We start from the raw sequence: 22970 nt of genomic DNA on the forward strand, positions 1-22970 counted from the left end.
TCTGATGACGCCTTCAGCGCCTGAAGTCGTTGAAAAAAAGTAGTCGATTCTAGCGCTTTAGCATCGCGCGTATATCCGCCAGGGCACTGTTGCCGCGAACGACTTTGACTTCCGTCGGCGTGTCGTCGTTGCCTTCCCAGGCCAGGTCGTCCGGCGGCAGCTCATCGAGAAAGCGGCTGGGGGCGCAGTCGATCACTTCGCCGTACTGCTTGCGCTTGGCGGCGAAGGTGAAGGCCAGCGTCTGGCGTGCCCGGGTAATGCCGACATAGGCCAGGCGCCGTTCTTCCTCGATGGTGTCGGCCTCGATGCTGGAGCGGTGCGGCAGGATTTCTTCTTCCATGCCCATGATGAACACGTAGGGAAATTCCAGGCCCTTGGAAGCGTGCAGCGTCATCATCTGCACGCCTTCGGCGCCTTCTTCCTCTTCCTGCTGGCGTTCGAGCATGTCCCGCAGCACGAGTTTGCCGATGGCGTCCTCGACCGTCATCTCGCCGTCTTCATCCTTTTCCAGGGTGTTCTTCAACGCCTCGATCAGGAACCAGACGTTGCCCATGCGGTAATCGGCGGCCTTGTCGCTGGAGCTGTTGGTGCGCAGCCAGTTCTCGTAGTCGATGTCCATGACCATGCTGCGCAGCGCCGAGATCGGATCTTCCCCGGCGCACTGCTCACGGACCTTGTCCATGAAACGCTTGAAGCGCGCCAGGCGATCGGTGAAGCGGCTGTCCAGATGTTCGCCCAGGCCGATTTCATCGGTGGCGGCGTACATCGAGATCTTGCGCTCGGTGGCGTAGTTGCCGAGTTTTTCCAGGGTGGTCGAACCGATTTCCCGGCGCGGCACATTGATCACCCGCAGGAAGGCGTTGTCGTCGTCCGGGTTCACGATCAGGCGGAAGTAGGCCATCAGGTCCTTCACCTCCTGGCGCCCGAAGAAGCTGTTGCCCCCCGACAGGCGATAGGGGATCTGGTGATGCTGCAATTTCAGCTCGATCAGCTTGGCCTGGTAGTTGCCGCGGTACAGGATCGCAAAGTCGCTGTACGGCCGGTCGGTGCGCAGGTGCAGGCTGAGGATTTCCATGGCCACGCGCTCGGCTTCGGCGTCTTCGTTGCGGCAACGGATCACGCGGATCTCGTCGCCGTGGCCCATCTCGCTCCACAGTTGTTTTTCGAACTCGTGGGGGTTGTTGGAAATCAGCACGTTGGCGCAGCGCAGGATGCGGCTGGTGGAGCGGTAGTTCTGCTCCAGCATCACCACTTTGAGCGACGGGTAGTCGTCCTTGAGCAGCATCAGGTTTTCCGGCCGCGCGCCGCGCCAGGCATAGATCGACTGGTCATCGTCGCCCACCACGGTGAACTGGTTGCGTTTGCCGATCAGCAGCTTCACCAGCAAATACTGGCTGGCGTTGGTGTCCTGGTATTCGTCCACCAGCAGGTAGCGGACCTTGTTCTGCCATTTCTCGAGAATGTCGGCGTGGTCCTGGAACAGCTTGACCGGCAACAGGATCAGGTCGTCGAAGTCCACCGCATTGAACGCCTTGAGGGTGCGCTGGTAGTGGGTGTAGACGATGGCGGCAGTCTGTTCCTTGGGGTTGCGGGCGTTCTCCAGGGCTTCGGCGGGCAGGATCAGGTCGTTTTTCCAGGAACCGATCATGTTCTTGATCTCGTCCACGCCGTCGTCGCCCGAGTATTCCTTTTGCATGATGTCGGTCATCAGGGCCTTGACGTCGGTCTCGTCGAAAATCGAGAAGCCCGGTTTGTAGCCCAGCCGCGCGTGCTCCTTGCGGATGATGTTCAGGCCCAGGTTGTGAAAGGTACAGACCGTCAGGCCGCGGCCTTCGCCGGCGCGCAACAGGCCGCCGACCCGCTCTTTCATTTCTCGGGCGGCCTTGTTGGTGAACGTCATGGCGACGATGTATTGGGCACGGATGCCGCAGTTCTGGATCAGGTGCGCGATCTTGCGGGTGATTACGCTGGTCTTGCCGGAGCCTGCACCGGCGAGCACCAAAAGAGGGCCGCCGACATAGTTCACGGCTTCTTGCTGCCGGGGATTGAGTCGGGACATGACAGAGTCAGGGAGTCGTTTGCGAAATGGGCCGGCATTTTAACAGGCTCTGAGAATTGTGCTGCTCTGTCCGACTTGTGACGCACGCAGGATTGTCATTTGCCGCTTCTGCCACTTTCACGCAGGATGGGGAACCAATTGGGTCCCGCGCAGCATTTCGAGCGGGAAAAACCACCGAAAGCGCGTGTTTGAGAACCGTTGGCATTGGTCATTGCCCATCGGCAGGTCATAATGCCCGGCGCCTACCACCTTGCAGAGTCTAGGGAGTCAGCTTGTCAACGCCTGTCGAACCCTTGCGTTTGCTGTTATTGGCCCAAGAGCCAGAGTGGTCAGCGATACTGCGCGAGTGCCTGGTGCCCTTGGGGCCCTCGGTCGTGTTGATCAGCGCCCCGAGCTGGGAGTCCGTCAGCAGCCTGTTCGAAGACAATCGCAACGCGGTGTTGCTGACCGTTGCGGCGTTGCAACCGGCGCCGGGCCGTTGCAGCCTGCCGACCATCCTGCTGCTCGAGCACGAGCCGGCGGTTGCCCCCGATGGTGCCAGCGACTGGTTGGTGCGTGACGTCCTCGACAGCGCGACCCTGCGTCGTTGCCTGCGCCATGTGCGCGAGCGCGGCGTGCTGGAAAACACCCTGCAGCGCCTCGCCGAGCAGGATCCATTGACAGGCATCGCCAACCGCCAGGGTTTCCAGACATTGCTGGCGGCGCGCCTGGCGGAAAACGACGGCCGAGGCTTGGCCCTCGGTCACCTGGACCTGGACAACTTTCGCCACGCCAACGACGCCCTCGGTCACCAGGCCGGCGACCGCTTGATCCTGCAAGTGGTGGCGCGGCTCAAGGGTTCGCTCGAAGCCGGCGATCAATTGGCGCGGCTGGGCAGTGATGAATTTGCGTTGCTGATCGACACCCGCCGCGCACCGCAACGGGCCGAGTGGATGGCCGAGCGTATTACCGAAGCCCTGGCCGAACCCTATTGGGTGGACGGCGAAAGCCTGCTGATCGGTTGCAGCCTGGGCGTCGCCCATGCTCGCGCCCAGGCCGGTGCCGACCCGCTGATGTGGCATGCCCACATCGCCATGCAGCAGGCCAAGAGCACCCAGGGCTGCACCTTTCATATCTTCAACGAACGCATCAATCGCAATGCCCGCAGCCTTGCCGACCTGGAAAGCGAACTGCGCCGGGCACTGCGCCGTGACGAGCTGGAGTTGCATTACCAGCCGCGGCTGGACCTCGATGGCGGCCACATCGTCGGCCTCGAAGCCCTGGTGCGCTGGCGTCATGGCGAACGCGGCTTGCTGCCACCGAGTGAGTTCGTGCCACTGGCCGAACAGAGCGGCCTGATCGTGCCGTTGGGCTACTGGGTGATTTCCCGTGCGCTGCGGGACATGCAGGTCCTGCGCGAACGGGGGCTGGCACCGTTGCACATGGCGGTCAACCTGTCGTTCCGGCAGTTCCAGGACAGCCAGTTGCTGCCGACCTTGAGCCGGCTGATTGCCGAGCGGGGTGTCGAGGCGCAATGGCTGGAGTTCGAACTCACCGAAACCGCCGTCATGCGCCGCAGCGAACTGGTCAAGCAGACCATGGATGCCCTGGGCCGCCTGGGGGTGCGCTTCTCCCTGGACGACTTCGGCACCGGGTTCTCCTCGTTCGTGCACCTCAACAGCCTGCCGATCGCCTTGCTCAAGATCGACAAGAGCTTCGTCGGCGGCATGGAGCAGCGCGAAGAGAACCGCAAACTGGTGCACGCCATGATCAACCTGGCCCACAACCTCAACCTGGAGGTGGTGGCCGAAGGTGTGGAAACCCAGGAACAACTGGACCTGCTACGCGGTTTCGGTTGCGACCAGGTGCAGGGCTTCCTGATCAGCAAACCGTTGCCGTTGCCGGAACTGGTTGAGTACTTGACGTTCGAGGGTGATCAGCAGTCCACGCACGACGTCGTGGTCTGACGCAAACCCTTGTAGGAGCGAGCTTGCTCGCGATAGCAATAGGTCTATCACATCGATTTTGACTGACACACCGCTATCGCGAGCAAGCTCGCTCCCACAAAGACATGGATTTCACTTGGCCTGAATGGCTTCGAAACCGGGCTGCCCAGCCTCACTGCGAATCATCCGCTTCATCTTCCATTCAAACGCCAGGGTCAGGCTCACCGCCGCGCAGGCCAGCCCCAGGGCCAGGCCCCACCAGACACCGGTCGGTCCCCAGTTCAGGTGGAACGCCATCCACCACGCCGACGGTGCGCCGATCAGCCAATAGCAACCCAGGCCCACCAGGAAGGTGGTCTTGGCGTCCTTGAGCCCGCGAATGCAGCCCATGGCGATGGTTTGCGTGCCGTCGAACAGCTCGAACCACGCCGCCACCGCCAACAGGCTCACGGCCAGGTTGATCACGTCGCGGAACGCCGGGTCATCGTGGTCCAGGAACAAGCCGATCAATGGATGGGGCAACAACCAGAACACCATGGCGAACGCCAGCATCGCGGCCGCGCCAAAACCAATGCCGACCCGACCGGCCAGGCGCGCCCTCCACAGCTGCCCGGCGCCGTAGTGCTGGCCGATGCGCATGGTGATGGCGTAGGACATTCCAGCCGGCACCATGAACGCCACCGAGACGATTTGCAGGGCGATCTGGTGGGCCGCCAACGGCGTGCTGCCCATGGTGCCCATGCACAGCGCGGCGAACGCGAACAGCCCGACTTCCACCGCATAGGTGCCACCGATCGGCAGGCCCAGGCGCCACAGCTCCTTGAGGTATTGGCGATTGGGCCGCGACAGCCCATCCAGCAGCGGATAGGCACGGTAGGCCGGGTGCCGATGGATGTGCCAGGCCAGTGCCAGGGCCATGCAGTTGGCGACAATGGCCGTGACCAGGCCGATGCCCATCAAGCCGAGTTTTGGCAGGCCGAACATGCCGGTGATGAGCGCGTAGTTGAGCAGGAAGTTGGCCACCGTTCCGCCGAGGCTGATCACCATGACCGGCGTGGCCCGGCCGATGGCGCTGGTGAAGCCGCGCAGGGCCATGAAGCTCAGGTAGCCGGGCAGGGCGAACGGCAGCGCCAGCAGGAACTGGCCGGCGGACAACACGTTGGTTTCGGTCTGGCCGAACATCAGCAGCACGGGCTTGAGATTCCACAGCAGCAACCCGGCCATCAGCGCCATCAACCAGGCCAGCCAAAGCCCGGCCTGGGTCAGCCGGGTGGCGCCTTCGACATCGCCCGCGCCCTGGCGGATCGCGACCAGGGTGCCCACCGCGGCGATCACGCCGATGCAGAAGATCGACACGAACGAATAGGTGGCCGCCCCGAGCCCGCCGCCGGCGAGGGCTTCAGGGCTCAGGCGCGCCATCATCACGGTGTCGGTGAGCACCATGAGCATGTGCGCCAACTGCGAGGCAATCAACGGCCCCGCCAGCCGCAGGATGGCCCAGAGTTCGGTACGCACCGGATGCCGCATGATCACACTCCATGTTCAAACAAGGCAGTAAAGCGACGATTCTCGACGCTCTCGGCGGATTGCACAAAAGGATAAAAAAGATCGCTGGCATGATTAAAACTCATGCTGGATGGGTTTCTGGTAGGGTTTGCAGACCACGCCATGGAGCTTTTGCGATGTCCCGTCGTCTTCCTCCTCTTTATGCGTTGCGAGCATTCGAAGCCGCGGCGCGCTACAGCTCGTTCACCCGGGCCGCGGAAGAGCTGTCGATCACCCAGAGCGCCGTCAGCCGGCACATCCGCACGCTGGAAGATCACTTTGCCTGCCGGCTGTTCCAGCGCAGCGGTCGCAACCTGCAGTTGACCGAGGCGGCGCGGTTGCTGCTGCCGGGCGTGCGCGAGGGTTTCATGGCGCTGGAGCGGGCCTGCCACACTTTGCATGGCGAAGACGGCATCCTGCGCATGAAAGCGCCTTCGACGCTGACCATGCGTTGGTTGTTGGCGCGCCTGAGTCGCTTCCGGCATTTGCAGCCCGGCAATGAGGTGCAACTGACCAGTGCCTGGATGGACATCGATTCGGTGGACTTCAACGTCGAGCCCTTCGATTGCGCCGTGTTGCTGGGCAACGGGCATTTTCCGGCGGATTGGGAGGCCAGTTTGCTGTTCCCCGAGGAGTTGATCCCGGTGGGCGCGCCGAACCTGTTGAACGATCAGCCCTGGGACGTGGCGCGGCTGGCCAGTGCTGAACTGCTGCATCCGACGCCGGATCGCCGGGACTGGCGCAACTGGCTGCAACGCATGGGCCTGTCCGACAAGGTCTCGCTCAAGGGGGGGCAGGTGTTCGATACCCTGGAGCTGGGCATGATCGCGGCCGCGCGTGGCTATGGGGTCTCCATGGGCGACCTGCTGATGGTGGCCGAGGACGTTGCCCAAGGGCGCCTGAGCCTGCCATGGCCGACGGCTGTCGCCAGTGGGGAACACTATTACCTGGTCTGGCCGAAAACCCGGCCGGGAGGTGAACGTTTGCGCCGGCTCAGCGACTTCCTCCAAGGCGAGGTCAAGGCCATGCAACTGCCCGATGTACAACGTCTGAGCTGAAACGTTGAAGTTGGCGTGCTAGCCACTTGGCACTAATCCGTGCAAACCGCTCAAGTATTTGGCTTTGCCGCCGAATCCGTGAACATGGAACCCTCGTTCAGAAAGGGTCTACTTACACCTCACCCGAATAAAATGCCGAGCGTGCGACGTGATCAGAATGATCCGGTCTCTCGGCCAGGAGCCGTCATGTCTCAACCCCGCGCCCGGATCGCCTCACAGCTAGGCCTTGCCCTCGCCGTGATACTGGCGATCGTGATCTCCGGCAGTACCGTCTTCGCCTTGCGTTCGCTGGACGCTGCCAACCTTGCCACCCGTGAAGAGCACCTGGCCAGCGAAGCGCGCCTGATGGCCGACCAGCTCAATACGTTCCACAGCACCCTGCGCGAGAGCACCCAGCGGTTGGCCGGCCTGTTCGAAAAGCGCTTCAGCGCGGGCCTGAGCGTGCATCCGGACCAGCCGGTGACGGTGGCGGGCGTACAAACCCCTGGCTTGAGCCTGGGTAGCGAAGTGTTGAACAACAACTTCAAGGAAGTGGATGACTTCAAAGCGATGACCGCCGGGGTCGCCACGGTATTCGTGCGCAGCGGCGACGATTTCATCCGAGTCAGTACCTCCGTCAGCAAACAGGACGGTACGCGGGCCATCGGCACCGTGCTCGACCGCGCCGGCCCCGCCTACGGCCCGGTGATCAGTGGGCAGAGCTACATTGGCCGGGCGCTGCTTTTCGGGCGCTTCTACATGTCGCAGTACACGCCTGTGCGCGACAGCAGCGGCAAGATCATTGCCGTGTTGTACGTAGGCTTCGATTACACCGACGCGCAGAACGCACAGTTCGAAAACCTCAAGCGCTTCCGTATCGGCCAGACCGGCTCCCTGGCGCTGCTGGACGAACAAAACCAATGGCTGGTGCCGCCCGCCGGCGTGCAGGCGCTGGACAACGCTACCACGACCATTACCGGCTTGATCAAAAAGCCGGGCAAGGGCGCGTTCTGGGCCGATACCGCCGAAGATTTCTACAGCGTTGCCGTACCGTTCGAGGGCGGGCCGTGGGCGGTGGTGGCGAGCATGCCGAAAACCGAGATCCGCGCCGTGACCTGGAGCGTCGGCATTCAACTGGCCATTGGCAGCCTGCTGGCGATGCTGTTGGCGGTCGGTTCGGCAATGTGGTTGTTGCGTAGCAAACTGGCGCCACTGGGGGATCTGGTGCGCCAGGCCGAAGCGTTGGGTGCTGGCGACCTGAGCGTGCGCCTGAATGTGTCGAGCCATGACGAAATCGGTCAGTTGGCCCGTGCCTTCAACCAGATGAGCGAGGCCCTGTCGACCATGGTCGAGCACATCCGCAAGGCCTCCCAGGAGGTCAACAGCCGCGCCCAGGCCCTGTCCGGGTTGTCCAGCGGGGCGTACGAGGGCATGGAGCAGCAATCCGGCGAAATCACCAGCATGGCCGGCGCGGTGGAAGAGTTCAGTGCGACCTCCCTGAACATTGCCGACAACATGGGCAACACCGAGCGCCTGGCCCAGGAAAACGCCCAGCAAACCCGCATCGGCCGAACCTCGATGGATGAAGCGTCGTCGTCCCTGGAGCAAATCGCCGGCGCGCTGAACAGCACGGCCACGGTCATCAATACCCTGGGCCAGCGTTCCCAGGAAATCGGCGGCATCGTGGGGGTCATCACCTCGATTGCCGAGCAGACCAACCTGCTGGCTTTGAACGCGGCCATCGAAGCTGCCCGCGCCGGCGAGCAGGGCCGTGGTTTCGCCGTGGTGGCCGATGAAGTCCGCAGCCTGGCGTCCCGCACTCGCCAGGCCACTGACGAAATCTCCAGCATGATCAACAGCATCCAGCAGGAAACCGGCAATGCCATCAGCACGATGGAACAGGGCAACCTGTTGATGCAGGAAGGCCTGGCGCGCAACGCCAATGTGGCCTCGGCCCTGGCGCGAATCGACGAGCAGAGCCGTTCGGCTGGCCAGCAATTCGCGGCGATCACCACCGCCACCCAGGAACAAAGCAGCACCGCGACCCTGCTCAGCAGCAACCTGCAAAGCATCGCCATGGCCAACAGCGAACAGCGCCAGGTGGTCTCGAACCTGGCGGTCACCGCCAAGGAACTGGAAAAACTGGCCCAGGACCTGCGCCAAGAGGTTGATCGGTTCCGCTGAAGCCTCCTGTCACAAGCCCGCTTCCCGAGATTTCAGTGGAAGCGGGCTTGCTCACAATTGGGGCTGCCCAGCCAACATCGTCTCAATCTGACCCACCGCTATCGCGAGCGAGCTCGCTCCCACAGTTTGATTCCCAGTGAATACGAACCCCGGGCCACCCTCGATTCCCTGTGGGAGCGAGCTTGCTCGCGATTGGGGTTGTCCTGCCAACATCATCTCAATCTGACCCACCGCCATCGCGAGCGAGCTCCCACATTTTGATTCCCAGTGCATACCAAACCCGGGCCACCCTCGATTCCCTGTGGGAGCGAGCTTGCTCGCGATGACGGCTGTCCAGCCAGCATCATTTCTATCTGACCTACCGCTATCGCGAGCAAGCTCGCTCCCACAAACGCTGCTGATCGTGTAGTCATGGTTTTTTAAGGGAATTGCTGTTTTTAAGCTTGCTGAAACGTTTCTTCAAGTCTATAAAAACCGCACAACTCCAATAAAAGGTCGCGTCCATGACTCCGCTCAAACTCCTCGTTACCCTTGGCGCCTTGGGCGCTGCCTCCCAGGCAATGGCGTGGGATTACGTCCTGCTCGATACCGATAAAGCCGCACAACCCTGGCAAATCACCAGCCAGCAGCTCGGCGTGAAAACCGATAAACCCTTCTCCGTGACGATGCGCACCCTGCACGGTGGCCGGCAGGAGGGCGTCAGCATCGTTGATATCGACAACGGCACCCTGAAGCTTTCGATCGTCCCGACCCGTGGCATGAATGTGCTGCAGGCGTCGGTCGGGAACGTGCGCATGGGTTGGGATTCGCCGGTCAAGGAAGTGGTCAATCCGGCGTTCATCGAGCTCAACGGTCGCGGTGGGTTGGGTTGGCTCGAAGGTTTCAATGAATTGGTGACCCGCTGTGGCTACGAATGGGTCGGCCATCCCGGCATGGACAATGGCGAGCTGCTGACCCTGCATGGTCGCGCGGCCAATATTCCGGCCAACAAAGTCACCTTGCACATCGATGAAAAGCCACCCTACGCCATCACCCTGCGGGGCGAGTTGAAGGAGCAGGCGTTCAAGAAGGTCGATTTCTCGGTACAGACCGAACTGGTCACCGAGCCCGGCAGCGTGACGTTCGCGCTCAGCGACACACTGACCAACAACGGCGATTACCCGAAGGAATACCAAGCGCTCTACCACAGCAATTTCAGCACGCCTTTCCTGGAGCAGGGCGCTCGTTTCGCGGCACCGGTCAAGCAGGTCTCGCCGTTCAACGACAAGGCCAAGGGCGACTTGCCGGATTGGCAAACCTACCGAGCCCCGACCAAGGATTACGACGAAACCGTCTATAACGTCGTGCCCTACGCCGACGCCAAGGGCGACACCCTCACCGTGCTGCACAACAAGGCCGGCAGCCTCGGTGTGTCGGTAGGCTTCAACACCAGCACGTTGCCTGTATTCTCCCTGTGGAAAAACACCGATACCCAAGGCCAGGGCTACGTGACCGGGTTGGAACCAGGCACCAGTTTTTCCTATAACCGCCGGTATCAGCGGCCACTGGGCCTGGTGCCCACGATCGGGCCGAAAGAGCACAGGCAATTCCAGATTCACTACAGCCTGCTGGCAGACAAGGGCGCAGTGGATAAGGCGCTCAAGCGCATCGATGCGATCCAGAACGGTCAAAAAACCGAGGTCCGGGACACACCGTTGGTAGACCTGAGCAAGCCGTAGAGCGGTTCAAGCCGTGGCCGGCCGATACTGCAACGCTTCGGCCAGGTGCTCGCGGCGAATATTCCCCGCTTGCTCCAGGTCCGCCAGTGTCCGGGCGACCTTGAGCAAGCGGTGGGCGGCGCGCAGCGACAGGGTCAGCCGCTCGCAGGCGGTTTCCAGCCAGGTTTCATCGGTTGTGGATAACTTGCAATGCCGGCGCACCCCCGGTAGGTCGAGGAAGGCGTTGGCGCAGCCCTGGCGGCGGTGCTGGCGCTCCCGAGCTTCGGCTACGCGCTCGGCGACCGTCGCCGTATCGTCCCCGGCTTCGAGCCTGGGGTTCAATGCCGTGGCTTCCCGGGCGACGGTCAGGTGCAGGTCGATACGGTCCAGCAACGGGCCGGAGAGTTTGTTGCGGTAGCGCTGCACCATCTCCGGTGTACAGGCACAGCGGCCGCTGGGCTCGCCGAGATAGCCACAGGGGCAGGGGTTCATCGCCGCCACCAGCTGGAAACGGGCAGGGAAGCGCACTCGATCCCGGGCGCGAGAAACCACGATGTGGCCGGACTCCAGCGGTTCTCTCAAGACCTCCAGCACCTTGCGGTCGAATTCCGGCAGCTCATCCAGAAACAGCACGCCATGGTGGGCGAGGGTAATCTCCCCTGGCTGCGGTTTTGACCCGCCACCCACCAGCGCCGGACCGGAAGCCGAGTGGTGCGGCTGGCGAAACGGGCGTTGCGGCCAATGGCTCAAGGGCACGCAACTGGCCACCGACTGGATGGCCGCGACCTCCAGGGCCTCGCTCTCGGCCAGTGGCGGCAACAGCCCTGGCAAACGGCTCGCCAGCAAGGTCTTGCCGGTACCCGGTGGTCCGCTGAACAACAGGTTGTGGGCCCCCGCGGCGGCAATCAGCAAGGCCCGCTTGGCCCCGGCCTGGCCTTGTACTTCATTCAGGTCGGGGTAGGGCTTGCTGGCCGAGAGCAGCCCATTGGACACGAACGGCTCGACCGGCGTGTGGCCGTTGAAATGCGCCACCGCTTCGAGCAGATGATCCACGGCGATCACCTTCAGCCCCGAGGCCAGGCAGGCTTCCTCGGCATTGGCCCGTGGCACCACCAGCATGCGCCCGGCCTTGCGCGCCGCCAGCGCCGCGGGCAATACCCCACGCACCGGACGCACCGCGCCGGACAGGGCCAGTTCACCAAGGCATTCCACGTCGTCCAGCGTCAGGGTCGGCACCTGCACGCTGGCCGACAGGATCCCCAAGGCGATGGCCAGGTCGAAGCGGCCGCCGTCTTTTGGCAGGTCCGCCGGCGCCAGGTTCAGGGTGATGCGCCGCGCTGGAAAATTCAGCCCCGAGTTGATGATCGCGCTGCGCACCCGATCCTTGCTTTCCTTTACCGCCGCCTCCGGCAGGCCAACCATCGTCAGCGACGGCAAGCCATTGGCCAGGTGGACTTCAACGGTAACGGGAGGAGCCTCGACCCCCACTTGGGCGCGGCTGTGGACAATGGCGAGCGACATGAATCGTTCCTTGAGTGAATGGGGTGCCGCGTCCTGCGACTTTTGAAGGGTAGTCGTGGGGAAGAACTTGGGCGCAGCAATCGAGGGGAGAAAATTTGGCAGGATGTTTCGACGGCCAGTGACAGCCGAGGCGGCTAGCGCGATACGGTTCAGCCGATGCCGTCCTTCACCCGCCCAGGCGAAATGCCCGGGACCGGCCTAGACTCCGACTTGCCCAGTCGGCACTTGGCGGTATCAACGGCACAGGGAGGAAGTGGCCATGAACGATCTGCTGGCTCTGTTAACCGACAAGCGCTTCATGCCCCATGGGCACTGCTACATGTGGCGGCCGGATCTGCTGTGGACTAATGTCATTGCCGATGGCTTGATCGCCCTGTCCTACGTCACCATTCCCTTCACGCTCCTGTACTTTATCCACAAGCGCAAGGACGTGCCGTTCGACTGGATGCTGGCGGCCTTTGGCGTATTTATCCTGGCCTGCGGGACCAGCCACGTGATGGAAATCCTGACCATTTGGCAGCCTTATTACTGGTTGTCGGCGCTGGTCAAGGTAATCACCGCGATAGCTTCGGTGATTACCGCCATCCTGCTGGTCCGGCTGGTGCCGGTGGCCCTGAAGATCCCCAGCCCGCGGCAATTGGCCAAGGTCAACGAAGAGTTGCGCGAGGCGCAGGCCGAACTGGTGACCACTGCGCGCCGGGCCGGCATGGCGGAAATCGCCACCAATGTGTTGCACAACGTGGGCAATGTGCTCAACAGCGTCAACGTGTCGGCCCAGGTCCTCTACGAGAAGGTGCACACCTCCAAGGGGCCCGGGGTGGCCAAGGTCGTCCAGTTGATGAAGGAGCATCCCGACGATCTCGGCGACTTCATCAGCAGCGATCCGAAAGGGCGCACGCTACCGGACTATCTCGACAAGCTGGCCGACGCGCTGGCCGTCGAGCAGCAAGGCATGATCGCCGAGTTGGCGCAGTTGACCCGCCGAATCGACCACATCAAGGAAATCGTCGCCACCCAGCAATCCTATGCCGGCAATGCCAGCGTCCTGGAGTCGGGCTCGCTGCGAGAGCTGGTCGAGGATGTCGTGCGCATTTGCGATGTGTCCCTGGCCCGCCACCACATCTCGCTGATCAAGGAGTTCAGCGATATCCCGCAAATGCCACTGGACAAGCACCGAGTGCTGCAGATCCTGGTCAATCTGATCAACAACGCCAAGCAGGCGCTGGACGCGGGTGTGAACCGGCCGCCGCGGATCATCCTGCGCCTGAAGATCGTTGACGATGGGCGCGTGCGGGTCGAGGTCGAGGACAATGGCGAGGGGATCGCGCAGGACAATCTTGCGCGGGTGTTCGAGCACGGCTTCACCACGCGTGTCGACGGTCATGGCTTTGGTTTGCACAGCTGCATTCTGGCGGCGCACGAGATGGGCGGCGATCTGACTGCGCAGAGCGCCGGGCCAGGCCGCGGCGCGCTGTTTATCCTGGAGCTGCCGCTGGTACTGACCCCGGCTCCCTCTCAGCAGGCGGCGGGGGGTTGAACAGGCCTTACACCTCCCTCAGCAATTGATCGGCGATACGAATGCTCAGTGCGGCCCCAGTCAGCGTGGGGTTCACGCAGGACGATGACGGCATCACGCTGGTCCCGGCGATAAACAGGTTGGCGTGGTCGTGGCTACGGCAGTCGCGGTCGACCACCGAGTTCTTCGGGTCGTCGCCCATGATGGTGGTGCCCATGATGTGCTGGCGGTTCTGGAAGTTGACGTCGGTGCTGAGGATGTCGGCGTCGAGCAGGTGGGCGAACTGCTTGAGGTCTTCCAGGGCCTTTTCCTTGCCCGCGTGCCAGTAGTCGGGAACGCTGTAGTAGATCTCCGGTACCGGCAGGCCAATCGCGTCGAAGCGAGTCTTGCTCGGGGTGACGCGGTTTTCCGGCAGCGGCAGGGTTTCGAAGTCCACCGCCCAGTTCAAGGAGCGCGCCGACTGCAGGCGGATCTGTTCGTCGAGCTTGGAGCCCAACACACCCTTGGCGATCAGGTTGGTGGTGATCTGCGAGGTGGGCACCGTGTTGCGAACCTTGATCTTGTAGCTCGGGTAGTCCTTGCGGAACGCGCCGTCGCGGCTGTTCAGGTAGACCAGCAACTGGGTCGGTCCCTCGCCGGGCCACATGTCCTCCTTGGTCATCACGTTCATGCTCACGCCGGTGTGGTCCATCAGGTTGCGACCGACCTGATCGGAAGTATTGGCGATGCCGTTGGGGTATTTCTCGGACGTGGACATCAACAACAGCTTCGGCGATTCGATGCCATAGGCCGCCAGCACGAAGTACCGGGCGGTCAGGCGATGCTGGGTCTTGTCGGGGCGCATGTACCAGATCGCGCTGATCTTGCCGTCGTCGCCGGCCTCGATCCGGTACACCACGGAGTTGTCCAGCACCTTGGCGCCATGGCGCTCGGCCTCGTCGATATGCATCGAGCCGTCGTACTTGGCGGCAATCGGGCAGACCGGGTTGCAGTTGTTGTTGCCCGCGCACGGTGGGCGTTTGCCATAGGGGCGGGTGGCGCGGCCATTGGGTTCGAGGATCGGGTTGTAGCCACCCTTGCTCAACAGGCTCGAGAGGCGCTTGAACATGTAGCTGGGCTTCAGGCCTTCCATCGGGTAGGGAATCGAACGCGGTGGATAAGCCGCGCCACCCTGGCCACTTTCATCCTGGCCGTCGACCCCGGACACGCCCAGCTCGGTCTCGGCACGGGCGTAGAAGGGTTCCAGTTCGTCATAGCTGATCGGCCAGTCACGCCCGCGTCCGTAGAGGGAGTTGAGGCGGAAGTCATTGGGCAGCATGCGCCACAGCGAGGAACCGAAGTGCCAAGTGGTGCCGCCGACCACCCGCAGGTAGGAGGTGTTGTATTTCACCGGGCCGACCTGCTGCAGGTAGTCGCCATAGGTGGAAGGTGCATGAGGCAGGCTCGGGTAAGGCGAGCCGGCACCCTGCAGCTTGGCGTTGGCCAGCGAGAGCTTGACCGGCGCGTTGCGGAAGGTCTCGACGATGTCACGGCGGTTCACCCGTGGGCCCGCTTCGAGGACGATCACGGATTTATTCGCCTTGGCCAGCTCGCTGGCAATCAGGCCACCCATCACGCCGGAGCCGATGACGACCACATCGGCGTCGTAAACAACGCTGCTCATAGTTTGAAATCCTGCGTGTCGGCTGGCTTGGCGCCCCAGGATGCGGGGCCGCCACCGTAGGTTGGAATGATGAGAATGCCGTGGGTCGGCCGATACATCAGCGCCTCGGAGTAACTGATCAGTTCGGCATCGGCGAGCTCGCCGACGATGCCCAGGTACCAGGCCGAAATGATGCTGATGGCCGTCGCTTTCAACGATGGGTCCGGGTTGGCCTGGGCCAGGTATTCATCCACATGCTTGAAGCCCTGCCCGTCGACCAGCTGCCTGAGGGCGCCGACATTGCCGCTGAAGTTCGGTGCGCGCCGGCTCAGGGCGCGGTAGTAGCGCGCCGCCAGGACCGGATTGACCGGACGGCTGACCAGGAATTGCGACAGGGCGATAAAGTCCTGGTCGCCCTCGGCCATCACCGATTGCCAGGGGCCGAGGCCTCCGACCAGGGCCACCAGGCCCAGGGTGACCGACCCGCGCAGCAGGCTGCGGCGGGACAGTTGGGCGGTGGGGGTGGATGAAACGGGCATGTGAGTGTCGATCATTGAAGTGTCCATTGCTCAGGCCTCCTGCGGCCGGCGACGAGCCTTGAGTCTGTAGAGCCCCAGGAGGACCAGCAGGCCGAGCACAACCAGTGCCGGTACGCTGTAGCGCGCCAGCACGGCGATGGGGGCCTTGGGTCCGCCTTCGCGTACCTGTGCCACATCGGCGGCAGTCACGTTCAAGCCGGCGTTGCCGTAGCGGGACAGGACGTAGTTGCTGACGTCGGCGATCTGCTGGTCGTCGAGGCGATCGGTGAACAGCGCGCCGGGACCGAAGGCCGGCATGTCGATTGCCACGCCGTCGACTTCGCGATGCACGCCGTAGACGATGGTCGCGATCAGGTTGTCGCGGCGGCTGGTCGCGGTGTTGTGGAACAGTGACGGATACTCACGAGTGCCCTCGCCGTTGGCCTGGTGACAGTTGGCACAGGTGCCGCTGTAGATGTGCCAGCCCGGATTGTCCTGCGGCTTGCCGCCGCGCAGGTTGAGTTCGTCGTTCGAGGCCTGGCCGAAGGTATGGCGGGCCTGGCGTTCGCCGGTGGCGATTGGCTGGGTCTGCAGCAAGTAGGCGGCGATGGCCTTGAGGTCCTCCTCGCCGAGGTACTGCAGGCTGTGCTCGACCGCCTCGGCCATGGGCCCGGCAGCCTGCGCCTTGCCCTCCACATGACCGCTGCGCAGGTAGGCAACGAGCTCATCGCTCGACCAGGCGCCGATCCCGCTGGTCTTGTCCGAGGTGATGTTCGGGGCGTACCAGGCCCCCAATGAACCACCGGAAAGCGCCTTGGCGTTATCCGCCGCCATCAGGACATTGCGTGGGGTATGGCAGGTGTCGCAATGGGCCAGTGCATTGACCAGGTAGTCGCCGCGATTGACCTGGGCGGACTTGCCCGGATCCGCCTCGAAGCGTTTCTGGCTATGGAACAAGGCGTTCCAGCCGAGCATCGAGGCGCGGACATTGAACGGAAAGTCGAGCTCGGTCTTGGGGCTGGGCGTATCCACCGGCGCGACTTCATTCATGAAGTACTGGTACAGGGCGGCGACGTCGCTGTCGGTCATCTTGGCGTAGGAGGTATAGGGCATCGCCGGATACAGGTGGGTGCCGTCCGGCGTCACGCCGTCGCGCACGGCGCGGGCGAAGTCTGCCTGAGTGTACTGGCCGATGCCGGCGCTCTTGGAAGGGGTGATGTTGGTCGAGTAGAGGGTGCCCATCGGCGAGTTGAGTGGGTAACCGCCGGCAAAGGGCTTGCCACCGACGGTGCTATGGCAGGCCACGCAATCGGCGGCCACCGCCAGTCGCTTGCCGGGCGAAGCGCTGGTGTCGAGTGTCTCGCCGTGGGTCGCCAGGCTGACCGTCATCAGGACCAGGCCGCCCGCGAGCATATTCATCATGGACTTCACCTTGCCCACGCCGGGCAATGGCTGATCCCTCCTCTGCGGATACATGTGTCACTCCTCATGGATTTCGACGCGCGGCCTTTGGCTCGGTTCGTTGAATCTGCATAGTTGTACGATGTCTTGCGTTGCGATAAAGATTTCACATGATGTAACATTTTGCAACGATTATGGCTAAGAGCTACTATCTATTTGTTTTATTTGATAGCTCTAGTACGGGCATTTCAGGAAATGCAGAGCAAAATCGCCGTCAACGAAACGGGCAAGAAAGAAAGGAAATTGCTTCATCCAGATTGAGGGTAAACAAAGGGATGTGGCTAACATTTTCGTGATGTTGTACGACGTCATGACGAAGAACCATCAAGCGCCGCGCCAACGATGCCCGTGTCGGCAGGGCGGACCCGAGCGGCGATGGAATCAGGAAACAGGCCCTTAACCTGGCGTTACGCGGGGCAGGGAAATGCACACATGACCGGGCTGCTGGACCAGCATCCCATGAGGATCCACCGATGAACTGGCTCAACGATGCAAAACTATCGACCAAATTGATCGCCTCGTTTTTCCTCTGCGCCCTGATAACGCTCGCCGTGGGCATGCTTGGCGTCAGTGGGGTTTCCGCGCTGTCGACACGTTTGCAGGGAGTGTTCAACAACAACCTGGTCTCGGTCGCCAATACGTCGCAGACCAAGACCAAGGCGGTCGGCCAGACGCGCGACATGTACCGGCTGTATGTCGCTACCGCCGGCAATGCTCCGCAGAGCATGAAGGATGAGTTCCTCGCTTCGATGAAAGCCAATCAGTTGGCCAGCGAAAAGGCTTTCGCCGATTACCGCAAAGGCAATCTGGCTGAAGACGAGCGCATCGCCGGCGACCAGATGGCCCGCGATTGGCCGGTCTACCAGGCCATGGTGCAGCAGTACGTGGCGATGATGGCGGCTGGCGACCTGGAGAACGGTCGTACCCTGTTGCTCGGTGACTTGCAGAAGGCTTATCGCAAGGTGATGGATCAGTTGACCATCATGATCGACTCCAATGACCGACAGATCAGCGAAGACGCCAAGGCCGCCACGCAGCAGGAGCTGACGGCCAAGACCGTGTTGTACAGCGGCATCGTCGTGGCGTTTATCGCCGCGCTGCTGTTGGGCATGTTTATCAGTCGCCTGATCAGTCGACCGATTGCCGTGGCGGTCGATTGCGCACAACGCATCGCCCAGGGCGACCTCACTCAGCACATCACCAGCAACAGTCGCGACGAGGCCGGCCAGTTGCTCAAGGCCCTGGGCGACATGCAGACGAGTTTGAAGACCACCATCCAGCAGATTGCCAGCGCTTCGGACCAATTGGCTTCCGCCGCCGAGGAGCTGACGGCGGTCACCGATGATGGCAGTCGTGCCTTGATCCGACAGAATGATGAAATCCAGCAGGCCGCCACGGCCGTGACCGAGATGACTTCCGCCGTCGAGGAAGTGGCCCGCAACGCGGTCTCCACTTCACAGGCTTCGCAATCGACCAGCTCACAAGCCAGCGAAGGGCGTGATCAGGCCCGTAGCGCGGTGCAGGCGATCAATACCGCAACCCAGGAAATCACCGCGTCCACCGGGCTGGTCAGGGATCTTGCGGTGCAGGTGCGCGATATTGGCAAGGTGCTGGATGTGATCCGCGGGATCGCTGAACAGACCAACCTGTTGGCGCTCAACGCGGCCATCGAGGCGGCACGCGCCGGGGAACAGGGCCGCGGTTTTGCCGTGGTGGCCGATGAGGTTCGCGCCCTGGCGGCCCGCACCCAGGCGTCAACCGGTGAAATCGAGAGCATGATCCACGCGGTCCAGGACCGTGCCGACAGTGCGGTTGATGCGATGGGCAAGAGCCAGGCGCTGGTGACCGAGACCCAGGGCCTGGCCCGGGCCACTGGCGAGGCGCTGGAGCAGATCGCCGACGGCATCTCGCAGATCAATGACCGTAACCTGGTGATTGCCACGGCGTCGGAGGAACAGGCCCATGTGGCCCGCGAGGTCGATCGCAACCTGGTGAATATCCAGGATCTCTCGACCCAGACTGCGGCCGGGGCGAACCAGACCAATGCTTCGAGCCAGGAGCTGTCTAACCTGGCCCTGTCATTCAATACCCTGGTTGGCCGTTTCCGTCTCTGACCCTTCAGGTTGAATACGCCTGGGCTCCCGGGCGTATGTCGCAGGCGCGCGGCTTATTTATTCCTGGGCTGGAGCCAGTCGCGCTTCCAGCTCGGCGACCTTGGCCTCCAGGCTTTCGAGGCGTGCCCGGGTCCGGGCCAGCACGACCATCTGGCTGTCGAATTCTTCCCGGCTGACCAGGTCCAGCTTGCTGAAGCCGCTTTGCAGCAGGGCCTTGAACTGGCTTTCGATTTCGCTTTTGGGCAGCGGCGTGTCGCCACTCAAGATACGGGAGGCGTGGCCGCTCAGGGCGTCGAGGAGGTCTTTGGGCGCAAGCATGTGCAGGTGTCCTGGAAACGATGGCGGGCAGTGTACCACGCAGTGTCTATAGTCAATTCGCCAGCCAGGGATGCACGCTTTTCGCGCATGGGGCCGGGCGGCACTGCACTGTTGTTGTGCGTATCGCTGCGGTTCGTGGTGCGGTGCACGTCGAGCCGGTGGCCAAGGGGCTGAAATCAGAGGGTTTGGGCACAGATGGCAAGGTTTCTGCTTAGAGGCTGATGACCCATGCACTGATGCAGTCGCTGTGACGAATGCAGTGCAGCAGGCGGAACGGGGAGTTTCGTCAGGATCGGTTAACTGGCCTGTCGGGCAACTTGGGCCGACGACGCGTTACAAAGCCAGGCACTGCGCTTAGACTTGAGTCGGGTTTGTTTTCCTGGGGCAAGTCCACCAATTCGGGAGAAAGTTTCATGAAGCTAGTCACTGCCATCATCAAGCCGTTCAAGTTGGACGACGTGCGCGAGTCGTTGTCCGAGATCGGCGTGCAGGGCATTACCGTTACTGAGGTCAAAGGCTTTGGTCGGCAGAAAGGTCACACCGAGCTGTATCGCGGCGCGGAATACGTGGTCGATTTCCTGCCCAAGGTGAAGATCGATGTCGCCATTGACGACAAGGATCTGGACCGGGTGATCGAGGCAATCACCAAGGCCGCCAACACCGGCAAGATCGGTGACGGGAAGATCTTTGTGGTCAATCTGGAACAGGCTATCCGCATCCGTACCGGCGAAACCGATACCGACGCTATCTAAGCCGCCAAACCCAACGCCCCAGGAGAAAACAATATGACTCTGCGTAAATTCGCAGGGCTAGGAGCCCTGTTGTCCTTCGCAATGCCTGGCCTGGCCATGGCAGAAGAAGCGGCAGCCCCCGTCTTGAACTCCGGCGATACCGCCTGGATGCTCACGGCCACGATTCTTGTACTGTTCATGACCATTCCAGGCCTTGCACTGTTCTACGGTGGCATGGTCCGGTCGAAAAACATTCTTTCCGTGATGATGCAGTGCTTTGCCATTACCGGTCTGATCAGCATCCTGTGGGTCATCTATGGCTACAGCATCGCGTTCGACACCACCGGCATGGAGCAGGGCGTCGTCAACTTCAACTCCTTCATTGGCGGTTTCGGCAAAGCGTTCCTGGCGGGTGTCACGCCAGCCAGCCTGACCGGCCCGGCGGCGCTGTTCCCTGAAGCGGTGTTCATCACCTTCCAGATGACGTTCGCCATCATTACCCCGGCCCTGATCGTCGGTGCATTTGCCGAGCGGATGAAGTTCTCCGCCATGCTGATCTTCATGGGCGTGTGGTTCACCCTGGTGTATGCACCGATTGCGCACATGGTCTGGTCCGGCAACGGCGGCCTGCTGTGGGACTGGGGCGTGCTGGACTTCGCTGGCGGCACCGTGGTGCACATCAACGCCGGTATCGCCGGTCTGGTGGCGTGCCTGGTACTGGGCAAGCGCAAAGGCTTCCCGACCACGCCAATGGCACCCCATAACCTGGGTTATACCCTGGTGGGCGCGGCCATGCTGTGGGTCGGCTGGTTCGGCTTCAACGCCGGTTCCGCTGTCGCCGCCAACGGCACTGCCGGCATGGCGATGCTGGTGACCCAGATCGCTACCGCTGCGGCGGCGCTGGGCTGGATGTTTGCCGAGTGGATCACCCACGGCAAGCCAAGCGCGCTGGGCATTGCCTCGGGCGTGGTGGCTGGCCTGGTTGCAATCACCCCGGCTGCCGGCACCGTGGGCCCGATGGGCGCCCTGGTCATCGGCTTGGCGGCAGGTGTGGTGTGCTTCTTCTGCGCCACTACCCTCAAACGCAAGCTCGGTTATGACGACTCCCTGGATGCCTTCGGCGTGCATGGTATCGGCGGTATTCTCGGCGCGATCCTGACCGGTGTGTTCGCCGCACCGGCCTTGGGTGGCTTCGGCACCGTGACCGATATCGGCGCGCAAGTATGGATTCAATTCAAGGGCGTGGGTTTCACCGTGGTCTACACCGCGATCGTCACCTTCATCATCCTCAAGGTCCTGGACGCCGTCATGGGTCTGCGTGTCACCGAGGAAGAAGAAGCGGTGGGCCTGGATCTGGCCCAGCACAACGAGCGTGGCTACAACCTGTAAGCACACGCAAAAAAAAATGCCCGGTTCGCCGGGCATTTTTTTGTCTGGAATTTGTCATTGCTCACAAGGTGTGGCGGTTTTTCCGACGCCTTTTGTTGTGGATGCGACATGGGTTTTTATACCGCCAAAGGCTTACATCGAGGCAAGAATATTAGGGCCTTTGTTTTTTCCCAGAGCGCGCTAGAATGCGCGCCGAACGTGCGGAGATCTGTATGTGGCAACAGACACTGATAACCTTGCGGGCAAGGCCCCGGGGCTTTCATCTGGTGACGGACGAGTTGCTGGCCGGCCTGCCTGAACTCCAGGCGTGTCGTGTCGGTCTGTTGCATCTGTGGCTGCAGCATACCTCGGCCTCGTTGACCATCAACGAGAACGCCGATCCGGCGGTACGTCGAGACTTCGAACGATTTTTCAATCGGCTGATCCCACAAGGAACCGCCGGCTATGAGCACAACGACGAAGGCTTGGACGACCTCCCGGCGCACTTCAAGGCCAGTGTGCTCGGTTGCCAGCTCAGCCTGCCGGTTACGGCGGGACGGCTGGCATTGGGAACCTGGCAAGGTGTTTATCTGGGCGAGCACCGTGATCACGGCGGTGCTCGTAAAGTCCTCGCCACCTTGTACGGTGAAGGGGCATAACCGCTGATTGCCAGCGGATGTTGAATTTTTTCCGGCAGCCTTCGAACAGATGGCGAAGCTGGGCTATAACTAATCTGCTTTTCGCAAGTCATGAGGTAGAACATGAGCGACGATGATCTGGAAAACGACGACCTCGAAGTAGGCGACGAAGACGAGACCGAAGAAGGCCTTGAAGCGGTGGCTGAAGACGTTGCCGACGACGATGGGGCCGATGTTCCGGCACCTACCGCCAAGGGCAAGGCCAAGGCCGCGGTGTCGGTCGACGAGTTGCCGAGCGTAGAGGCCAAGAACAAGGAGCGTGATGCGCTCGCCAAGGCCATGGAGGAGTTCCTGGCCAGGGGCGGTAAGGTGCAGGAAGTGGAAGCCAACGTGGTCGCTGATCCGCCCAAGAAGCCTGACAACAAGTACGGCAGCCGCCCTATCTGAGTACCGGCTTCTTGCTTGCTGAAAAAGCCCGCCGTCGCTGCGGGCTTTTTCATGGGCGCGATTCTACTCCGGGCCAGGCCCAGTCCCTGTGGGAGCGAGCTTGCTCGCGATAGCGGTGGGTCTGTTGGCATTGATGGTGGCTGTGCCGCCGTCATCGCGAGCAGGCTCGCTCCCACAGGTTTTTTGCCGGGTGGGGAGTTGCGGGAGACAGCCGCTCCAGGGTGGGAGCGAGCTTGCTCGCGATAGCGG

Annotated in this window: 17 protein-coding genes and 1 pseudogene; 11 read left to right on the plus strand and 7 right to left on the minus strand. The window is 62.2% G+C overall.

Annotated elements, in window-relative coordinates:
* Positions 1-49 precede the first annotated feature (49 nt).
* Positions 50-2059, minus strand: coding sequence for a DNA helicase Rep (rep, locus tag BLU85_RS26825; RefSeq protein WP_092204750.1), 2010 nt, complete (start codon positions 2057-2059; stop codon positions 50-52).
* Positions 2060-2331: 272 nt separating this feature from the next.
* Between rep and BLU85_RS26830 the strand changes: the two genes are divergently transcribed.
* Positions 2332-4005: a putative bifunctional diguanylate cyclase/phosphodiesterase gene (locus BLU85_RS26830; RefSeq protein WP_092204749.1), complete on the plus strand. Its 1674-nt coding sequence runs from the start codon at positions 2332-2334 to the stop codon at positions 4003-4005.
* 111 nt (positions 4006-4116) lie between these two features.
* On the opposite strand, the gene BLU85_RS26835 is transcribed toward BLU85_RS26830, so the two are convergent.
* A complete protein-coding gene (locus BLU85_RS26835; RefSeq protein WP_092204748.1) occupies positions 4117-5511 on the minus strand; it encodes a NorM family multidrug efflux MATE transporter in 1395 nt (464 codons plus the stop codon).
* A gap of 155 nt (positions 5512-5666) precedes the next feature.
* Between BLU85_RS26835 and BLU85_RS26840 the strand changes: the two genes are divergently transcribed.
* The 3 genes from BLU85_RS26840 (at position 5667) to BLU85_RS26860 (ending at position 10468) form a co-directional block, all read left to right on the plus strand.
* Complete coding sequence (locus BLU85_RS26840) at positions 5667-6587, plus strand: LysR substrate-binding domain-containing protein (RefSeq protein WP_092204747.1); 921 nt, start codon at positions 5667-5669, stop codon at positions 6585-6587.
* A gap of 186 nt (positions 6588-6773) precedes the next feature.
* On the plus strand, positions 6774-8750 hold the full coding sequence (locus BLU85_RS26850; RefSeq protein ID WP_092204746.1) for a methyl-accepting chemotaxis protein: 1977 nt from the start codon (positions 6774-6776) through the stop codon (positions 8748-8750).
* Positions 8751-9253: 503 nt separating this feature from the next.
* Positions 9254-10468 carry an aldose 1-epimerase family protein gene (locus tag BLU85_RS26860; protein WP_092204744.1) on the plus strand — a complete coding sequence of 405 codons (1215 nt, stop codon included), beginning with the start codon at positions 9254-9256 and terminating at the stop codon, positions 10466-10468.
* Between the two features lie 6 nt (positions 10469-10474).
* On the opposite strand, the gene BLU85_RS26865 is transcribed toward BLU85_RS26860, so the two are convergent.
* Positions 10475-11968 (minus strand): YifB family Mg chelatase-like AAA ATPase, encoded by a 1494-nt coding sequence (locus BLU85_RS26865; protein ID WP_092204743.1) that lies wholly within the window; start codon positions 11966-11968, stop codon positions 10475-10477.
* A 259-nt stretch (positions 11969-12227) separates the two neighbouring features.
* Here BLU85_RS26865 and BLU85_RS26870 point away from each other — a divergent pair, with 259 nt between their 5' ends.
* Positions 12228-13505 (plus strand): sensor histidine kinase, encoded by a 1278-nt coding sequence (locus BLU85_RS26870; RefSeq protein ID WP_092204742.1) that lies wholly within the window; start codon positions 12228-12230, stop codon positions 13503-13505.
* A gap of 7 nt (positions 13506-13512) precedes the next feature.
* Here the strand turns inward: BLU85_RS26870 and BLU85_RS26875 are convergent, their stop codons facing one another.
* From BLU85_RS26875 to BLU85_RS26885, 3 genes are read right to left on the minus strand one after another with little or no spacing between them, the layout of a single operon-like run.
* The gene (locus BLU85_RS26875) at positions 13513-15147 is read right to left on the minus strand and encodes a GMC family oxidoreductase (RefSeq protein WP_092204741.1); all 1635 of its coding nucleotides are present in this window, start codon (positions 15145-15147) and stop codon (positions 13513-13515) included.
* Positions 15144-15692, minus strand: a complete 549-nt coding sequence (locus tag BLU85_RS26880; RefSeq protein ID WP_092204740.1) for a sugar dehydrogenase complex small subunit — start codon at positions 15690-15692, stop codon at positions 15144-15146. Before BLU85_RS26880 ends, BLU85_RS26875 begins: the two co-directional genes overlap by 4 nt.
* Positions 15693-15695: 3 nt before the next feature.
* Positions 15696-17066 carry a cytochrome c gene (locus BLU85_RS26885; RefSeq protein ID WP_092204784.1) on the minus strand — a complete coding sequence of 457 codons (1371 nt, stop codon included), beginning with the start codon at positions 17064-17066 and terminating at the stop codon, positions 15696-15698.
* Positions 17067-17578: 512 nt separating this feature from the next.
* On the opposite strand from BLU85_RS26885, the pseudogene BLU85_RS31895 reads away from it, so the two are divergent.
* Both BLU85_RS31895 and BLU85_RS31900 read left to right on the plus strand, forming a co-directional pair.
* A pseudogene (locus tag BLU85_RS31895) lies at positions 17579-18361 on the plus strand (MCP four helix bundle domain-containing protein); the annotation flags it as partial.
* Positions 18356-19219, plus strand: a complete 864-nt coding sequence (locus BLU85_RS31900) for a methyl-accepting chemotaxis protein (protein ID WP_371914260.1) — start codon at positions 18356-18358, stop codon at positions 19217-19219. The pseudogene BLU85_RS31895 and the gene BLU85_RS31900, both read left to right, overlap by 6 nt.
* Before the next feature lie 57 nt (positions 19220-19276).
* On the opposite strand, the gene BLU85_RS26895 is transcribed toward BLU85_RS31900, so the two are convergent.
* Positions 19277-19537: an accessory factor UbiK family protein gene (locus BLU85_RS26895; protein WP_060740084.1), complete on the minus strand. Its 261-nt coding sequence runs from the start codon at positions 19535-19537 to the stop codon at positions 19277-19279.
* Positions 19538-19950: 413 nt separating this feature from the next.
* On the opposite strand from BLU85_RS26895, the gene glnK reads away from it, so the two are divergent.
* From glnK to sutA, 4 genes are all read left to right on the plus strand, one after another.
* A complete protein-coding gene (gene glnK / locus BLU85_RS26900; protein WP_002555808.1) occupies positions 19951-20289 on the plus strand; it encodes a P-II family nitrogen regulator in 339 nt (112 codons plus the stop codon).
* 33 nt (positions 20290-20322) lie between these two features.
* A complete protein-coding gene (locus BLU85_RS26905) occupies positions 20323-21657 on the plus strand; it encodes an ammonium transporter (protein WP_092204738.1) in 1335 nt (444 codons plus the stop codon).
* A 212-nt stretch (positions 21658-21869) separates the two neighbouring features.
* A complete protein-coding gene (locus BLU85_RS26910; RefSeq protein ID WP_003177301.1) occupies positions 21870-22295 on the plus strand; it encodes a secondary thiamine-phosphate synthase enzyme YjbQ in 426 nt (141 codons plus the stop codon).
* A gap of 102 nt (positions 22296-22397) precedes the next feature.
* Entirely contained in the window at positions 22398-22721 is a 324-nt protein-coding gene (gene sutA / locus BLU85_RS26915; protein ID WP_092204737.1) for a transcriptional regulator SutA, read from the plus strand.
* Positions 22722-22970: the final 249 nt, after the last annotated feature.

It is taken from the genome of Pseudomonas sp. NFACC14, assembly GCF_900106885.1.
Taxonomy (GTDB): Bacteria; Pseudomonadota; Gammaproteobacteria; order Pseudomonadales; family Pseudomonadaceae; genus Aquipseudomonas; species Aquipseudomonas fluorescens_AA.